This is a genomic window from Phormidium pseudopriestleyi FRX01 (assembly GCF_017313335.1).
GTDB lineage: Bacteria > Cyanobacteriota > Cyanobacteriia > Cyanobacteriales > Laspinemataceae > Laspinema > Laspinema pseudopriestleyi.
The window spans coordinates 1-5,701 of the sequence record NZ_JAFLQW010000587.1; the positions used below are offsets into that span (position 1 = coordinate 1).

At 47.6% G+C, this 5,701-nt stretch carries 7 protein-coding genes; 4 read left to right on the plus strand and 3 right to left on the minus strand.

Going from position 1 to position 5,701, the window contains the following annotated elements:
- The 4 genes from J0895_RS22510 to J0895_RS22525 all read left to right on the plus strand — a co-directional run.
- Positions 1 to 203 (plus strand): hypothetical protein (locus J0895_RS22510; RefSeq protein WP_207090231.1); only part of this gene is annotated, 203 nt, incomplete at its 5' end.
- 28 nt (positions 204 to 231) lie between these two features.
- Entirely contained in the window at positions 232 to 453 is a 222-nt protein-coding gene (locus J0895_RS22515; protein WP_207090232.1) for a Calvin cycle protein CP12, read from the plus strand.
- 181 nt (positions 454 to 634) lie between these two features.
- Positions 635 to 1,246, plus strand: coding sequence for a DUF3177 family protein (locus J0895_RS22520; RefSeq protein WP_242541517.1), 612 nt, complete (start codon positions 635 to 637; stop codon positions 1,244 to 1,246).
- 151 nt (positions 1,247 to 1,397) lie between these two features.
- Positions 1,398 to 1,703 carry a DUF7734 family protein gene (locus tag J0895_RS22525; protein ID WP_207090233.1) on the plus strand — a complete coding sequence of 102 codons (306 nt, stop codon included), beginning with the start codon at positions 1,398 to 1,400 and terminating at the stop codon, positions 1,701 to 1,703.
- Positions 1,704 to 1,795: 92 nt separating this feature from the next.
- Here the strand turns inward: J0895_RS22525 and atpC are convergent, their stop codons facing one another.
- The 3 genes from atpC to J0895_RS22540 all read right to left on the minus strand — a co-directional run bounded on the left by atpC (position 1,796) and on the right by J0895_RS22540 (position 5,115).
- On the minus strand, positions 1,796 to 2,203 hold the full coding sequence (atpC, locus tag J0895_RS22530) for an ATP synthase F1 subunit epsilon (protein ID WP_207090234.1): 408 nt from the start codon (positions 2,201 to 2,203) through the stop codon (positions 1,796 to 1,798).
- A gap of 104 nt (positions 2,204 to 2,307) precedes the next feature.
- Complete coding sequence (gene atpD, locus J0895_RS22535) at positions 2,308 to 3,756, minus strand: F0F1 ATP synthase subunit beta (RefSeq protein ID WP_207090235.1); 1,449 nt, start codon at positions 3,754 to 3,756, stop codon at positions 2,308 to 2,310.
- Positions 3,757 to 4,230: 474 nt separating this feature from the next.
- Complete coding sequence (locus tag J0895_RS22540; RefSeq protein WP_207090236.1) at positions 4,231 to 5,115, minus strand: choice-of-anchor L domain-containing protein; 885 nt, start codon at positions 5,113 to 5,115, stop codon at positions 4,231 to 4,233.
- Positions 5,116 to 5,701 lie beyond the last annotated feature (586 nt).

Here is a 5,701-nt window from a genome sequence, read left to right on the forward strand (position 1 = left end):
AGTGGGGTAGTGCTTTTCAAAACAATAAAGAGTCGTTCGTTTCGTCATCCACACGCTCACGGCTCAACGCCTACGGCGTGGGAGGTTGTAAGCGAGTGGAATCCTCATCTCACCGCGCCTTTCATCCCACACTAACCTTCGATCGGTATAGTGTGGGGATTCCCGTCTGTCTAGCTAAGATTGAGCGGAAACCTTTTACATAGTGCCAAAGTTGTTGAGAAAACAAAAGCTATGAGCAATATCAAAGAACAAATCGAACAAGAGCTGGCAAATGCCCGTGCTGTCTGCGATACCAGCGGACCAAACTCCCAAGAGTGTGCAGCAGCCTGGGATGCTGCTGAAGAAGTGCAGGCAGAAGCGGCCCACAAGCGCCAACAAAAACCCAAGAACTCGTTAGAGAAATATTGTGATGACAACCCGGATGCTGCTGAATGCCGGATCTATGAGGAATAAATTAGAGTTTGCAAGGGAATAACTCTGGATAAAGGGCTCTAACCTCGATTGCAATTTCTTTTTTTGGCAACTGGAACTCTCTGATTAGAGGGTCCAGTTGCTTGTGCTGGTTGGTTGTCAAAATAGCCGACTGCCCCGGGTCGTCTATGGACCAACGGGACAATGCTAACGTTCGATGGTCATGAAATCCACAATGGAGCAACCTTGGTTTCAACCGCTAGTCTGGATGGATTACCGACTAGCTGTCTTATTTTCTGTAATCCTGCCCCTGATTCTTCTGATCTGGTCTTTGACTCAGAATGCGGATTCAATTCAGCGGTTATTAATGATTTATTGGCGGGTTTCGAGCTTACTTGCCATTACAATCTATCTGATGATTGGGGCAGTGCCTCTGAGCTTTATTTCAGCCTTTGTGGCGCGCTTTTTGATTCCCCTTTCTTTATGGTTTTGGGTCGATCTCAATGAAGATTTGGACGATCGCCCCCAGTCTCCATTAAAGCTAGTTTTTACCTCCTGGCGTTGGGCGATTTCCATTTATATGGCAGTCGGCACTTTAATTCAAATCCCCTTTTTAGGCTGTGCTTTCTCTAGTCAATCTGCACTCCTAAATAACGCTTCATGCCGAGTTTGGCTCGATCCACCCTGGGGTTTTAAAGAAATTTTACATCCCAATGGCGACCCCGGTTTATTAGGATTTTGGGGAGTGGTGGGTTTAGTCATTTATGTAGTTTGTTTTGCTTACTTTGTACTGATTCGTCTGGGTAAGCAAGGGCGATCGGCAACAGGACAATAATACTGTTTTGGCTGGTTTGGACCGCGTTGTAGCGCAAGGGGCGATCGCCTGCCGATCTAGTCGGCTCAATTCAGGCGAGATTCCCCCTTGCGCTCACCCCAAATTATTCTGAAAACCCCGCTTAATTTTAAACTCGACTGAAACTTGAACGATGGTAATCACTCCCTCCCAGGGCCAACGTCTCGAAAAATATACTCAAAAACGTCCCCAAGAAGTCTTGCTGGTGACGGCAGAAATTGATCAAGAACTGGATGAAATTACAATTTTCAAGGGATTTTCCAGTTCTTTAACCCGTCCCACAGCTTTTGACCCCGATGTGCCAATCTTACCCGAATCCAGTAAAATTCTTAAAATCGATCGCATCAAAAGCCCCTTAAACCCAGAAAACCCCGACTATATTGAGCAAGGACTGACTTGGGAGACGATTCAGCCTTTACTCGACAGTGTTGGAGTGTAATTTAGGGTATAAAAAAGGTGAAGGGTGAAGCAGTTCAGTCATGACTGTTTCCGCCTTCACCCCAATCGATTTTGATTGAATCAGTTAAACCGTTAAACCATGCCGCCTGCGGCTTGGACCCGAGCTCGGGCTCGTTTGAGGGCTTGTTTGGCCTGAATTTGCTCTTGACGGGTACCCGTGGTCGAGCTATTCAGACGGGTTTGGGCTTCTGAATAGACTCTCTGAGCTTCTTCTAGGTTAATTTTGTCGCCCTGTTCAGCACCGTTAACCAGGATGGTGACTTCGTTTTGCTCCACTTCAGCAAAACCACCCATCAGGGCGATCGCCACCCAATCTTTATCGGCACGAACCCGCATTACACCCACATCGAGGGCAGTTAGCAAAGGAGCGTGTTCGCTGAGAATACCCAGTTGTCCTGTGGTACTTGGCAGAATCACTTCCTCAGCCTGAGAATCCCAGACCGTTTTATCTGGGGAAATCACGCGAACCGTTAATGTCATATTCCAGTTTTCAATTGTCAATAGTGAGTCGCGAAGGAACCCGAGCTAATGGTTAATAGCGTCTAACTGTTATTAACCACTAGCAAGAGCGCGCGTTGAAGCAATTAGCCTTTCATTTTTTCGGCTTTGGCGATCGCTTCGTTAATATCGCCCACCAAATAGAAGGCTTGTTCTGGCAGGTCATCCAGCTTACCTGACAGAATCATCTGGAATCCTTTGATGGTATCTTCCAGTTTCACATACTTACCCGGAGAACCTGTGAACACTTCGGCCACAAAGAAGGGTTGCGACAAAAACCGTTCCATTTTCCGAGCACGCGCCACAGTCAAGCGGTCATCTTCAGACAATTCATCTAAGCCCAAAATGGCGATGATGTCTTGCAGTTCTTTATAGCGTTGCAAGGTGGCTTGCACGGCACGGGCGGTATCGTAGTGTTCTGCACCCACAATGCTGGGTTGCAGCATGGTGGAGGTAGAATCCAACGGATCCACAGCGGGGTAAATCCCTTTAGATGCCAAGCCCCGAGATAACACGGTGGTGGCATCTAAGTGAGCAAAAGTGGTTGCCGGTGCGGGGTCAGTTAAGTCATCCGCAGGGACGTAAACCGCTTGAATCGAGGTGATGGAACCTTCCGTGGTGGAGGTAATCCGCTCTTGGAGTTCACCCATCTCGGTGGCCAAGGTGGGCTGATATCCCACAGCAGAAGGCATCCGCCCTAGCAGTGCGGATACTTCGGAACCCGCTTGCACGAAGCGGAAGATGTTGTCAATGAACAACAGCACGTCTTGCTTGTTAACGTCACGGAAATATTCCGCCATCGTTAGTGCAGACAGACCGACGCGCATCCGGGCACCCGGCGGCTCGTTCATCTGACCGTACACTAGAGCCACTTTCGATTCCCTGAGGTTATCGATGTTAATAACCTTGGATTCGATAAATTCGTTATAAAGGTCATTTCCTTCGCGGGTGCGCTCACCCACCCCACCAAAGACGGATACACCGCCGTGGGCTTTGGCGATGTTGTTGATCAACTCTTGGATGATCACGGTTTTGCCGACTCCGGCTCCACCAAACAGACCGACTTTTCCACCCCGACGAAAGGGAGCGAGTAAGTCGATCACTTTGATGCCCGTTTCTTGAATCGAAGGTTTGGTTTCGAGTTCGGTGAAGGCGGGGGGTGAACGGTGGATGGATAAGGTTTGCTCGGCATTGACTGGCCCTTTGTTATCTATGGGTTCGCCAATGACGTTAAAAATTCGGCCTAGGGTGCAGATTCCGACTGGAACGCTGATTGCCTTGCCGGTGTCTACGACTTCCATGCCGCGCACTAATCCGTCGGTTCCGCTCATGGCAACGGCACGAACTTGGTTGTCGCCAAGTAACTGTTGCACTTCGCAAGTGACGGAAATTTCTTGTCCGGCACCGTTTTTACCGGAAATTTTCAGGGCGTTATAAATTAGGGGCATATTCCCGGCGGGAAATTTCACATCTATAACGGGGCCGATAATTTGGGTGATCTGTCCTACGTTGGTTTTTTCTGCGGTGGCTACCATGCTTGGGTCTTTCTCTATAATTCTAGCTAAAGGGATCCGCTCTGACGCTCTAAGTTAGCGTTATTTTTGCCATCCTCAAGGGTATCACTAATCGGGATCGCCTTACACTTCTATTTTTGGTTGGATTTTTAGGGAATTGAAGTCACTTTTTTTGTCTGGGTAAGGACCAAGGCGGGCAGATTTCTGCCTGTTGCCCTAAAAAATTGCAAGTTATTAATTAGAAATATAAAAAATCAATGAATCGCTTAAATACAGGGAAGGTGCGGTTAGATTTTGAGGCGATGGATATTGGTATGGGTCATGAGAGTTTTTATGGAAACAGTGACTTGGAAAGTGACTAGATGGTCAGGAGTGCGATCGCCCTGAGCTGAAACCTGAAGAAAAACCGCCCCTGAATCGTTGTTGCACCCTGAGTAGGGGAGCAATCCGTGGTGGATTCAATTGTTAGGCGTCAAGTCAATTTTAGGGAAGAGTTTAGTCCCGGGAACGGTTTGAGGATTTGCGACCCTTGCGAAGGATGAGACCCCCCACAACCAAGGAGGCGATCGCTAAACCCGGTTCCGGCACTTTCTCCGGGTCCGGGGCCAGGGCCGTTCCGAAAGATTTACCCTTCAAGAAAACAGCGGAATCCAGTTGGTCATCCCCGACATCTTGGATATTAATCGTGAGAGTATTTCTGGCATTTTGCAGAAGTAGTCCCTCAAAGGTCAGCATTCGGGTAAAGCCATCCAGTTTAGTTAAGGTGCTAGGTCCAGCCGGATTGTTGATATAGTCCGGGTGAAAAGGCCCTGTCGGTTTAGGCACTAGATTGTTAATGGTTACAGCTTGACCATCACTCAGCTTGGCTAGATTGGTTCCGTTAAGTAACAACTCAAAGGTATCATTGTATTGACTCCCTCCAAATTCTACAAATTCCTCAGAACCAAACACATATTGAAAGAATAACTTACTAGCGGTCTGGTCAGTATCAAAGCTAATTTGCATAGAAACCGAGTCAGGGGTGGATTCATTCTTGAGAAAAGCTGTACTGAGGTCGTTAGGCATATTAAACAGGTCGGCAACAATCCCGCCATCTCTCGTATTTTCGCCGGGAATTTCGCTCACTCGACCCGTACTCAGAACGATGCCTGCACCTAAGCCAAAGGGGTCATTCTCAAATAAACCCATTGCTTCTGAATTGCCTTTAACATCTATTGAGAAATTACTCAATCCTGTTGTTGTTCCCAGCAGTGCATCCAGCAAAATTTGGGTATTGTCAGTCGGGGTAATCGTAAACGCTATAGCCGAGGGGCTCAAGAGCGTGATAGCAGCAACTGATGTCAGTGCTGCTCCAATTGTAAAGTTTTTGTAAAGATTCATGATCGTATTGGGAGAATAGATGACTCAAGTTTGGGTTAACTTTACTTTACCTCAAACTCACTAGATATACTGAAAATTTAAGAATCCAAAAAGGTTAGCTGACTTGACCCAGGTATGATCAGGGCTGATGTCAGGGGTCAACTGATTCTAAACCTCCAGTTTTAGGGATAGGGCCGGTGGTCCAAGGGGTTAACCTGTGGGATTTTTGTCAGGGATACTCGACGGAACGAGACCAAGCTGTGGCAAAACAGGGCAGTTAATCACGATCCCTAGCACTGCCGCGATAGTGGGAAGAAATGGGTTCTTCGATGTATTGATGAGAAGATGAGGGGTGATCCAGTTGGGTTTGAGGCCAATCGGACCAGCAGAGTTTGATGTTGGGTTCATCTACCCCCAAACCCATCAGGATCCATGTAGACAGTAAAAGTGGAAGCATCAGATAGTATTTGACACTCCCGATGTCTAAAGACACGGGGATTCTTGCACAGCCTTAGACCAAAGCCTAAGTCTGATGGGCACTGCTCATTGTGCCTCTAATAAGTCCGCTCAAATTAGATTTGAACTTTCCCTTTACGTTTAGGTTACG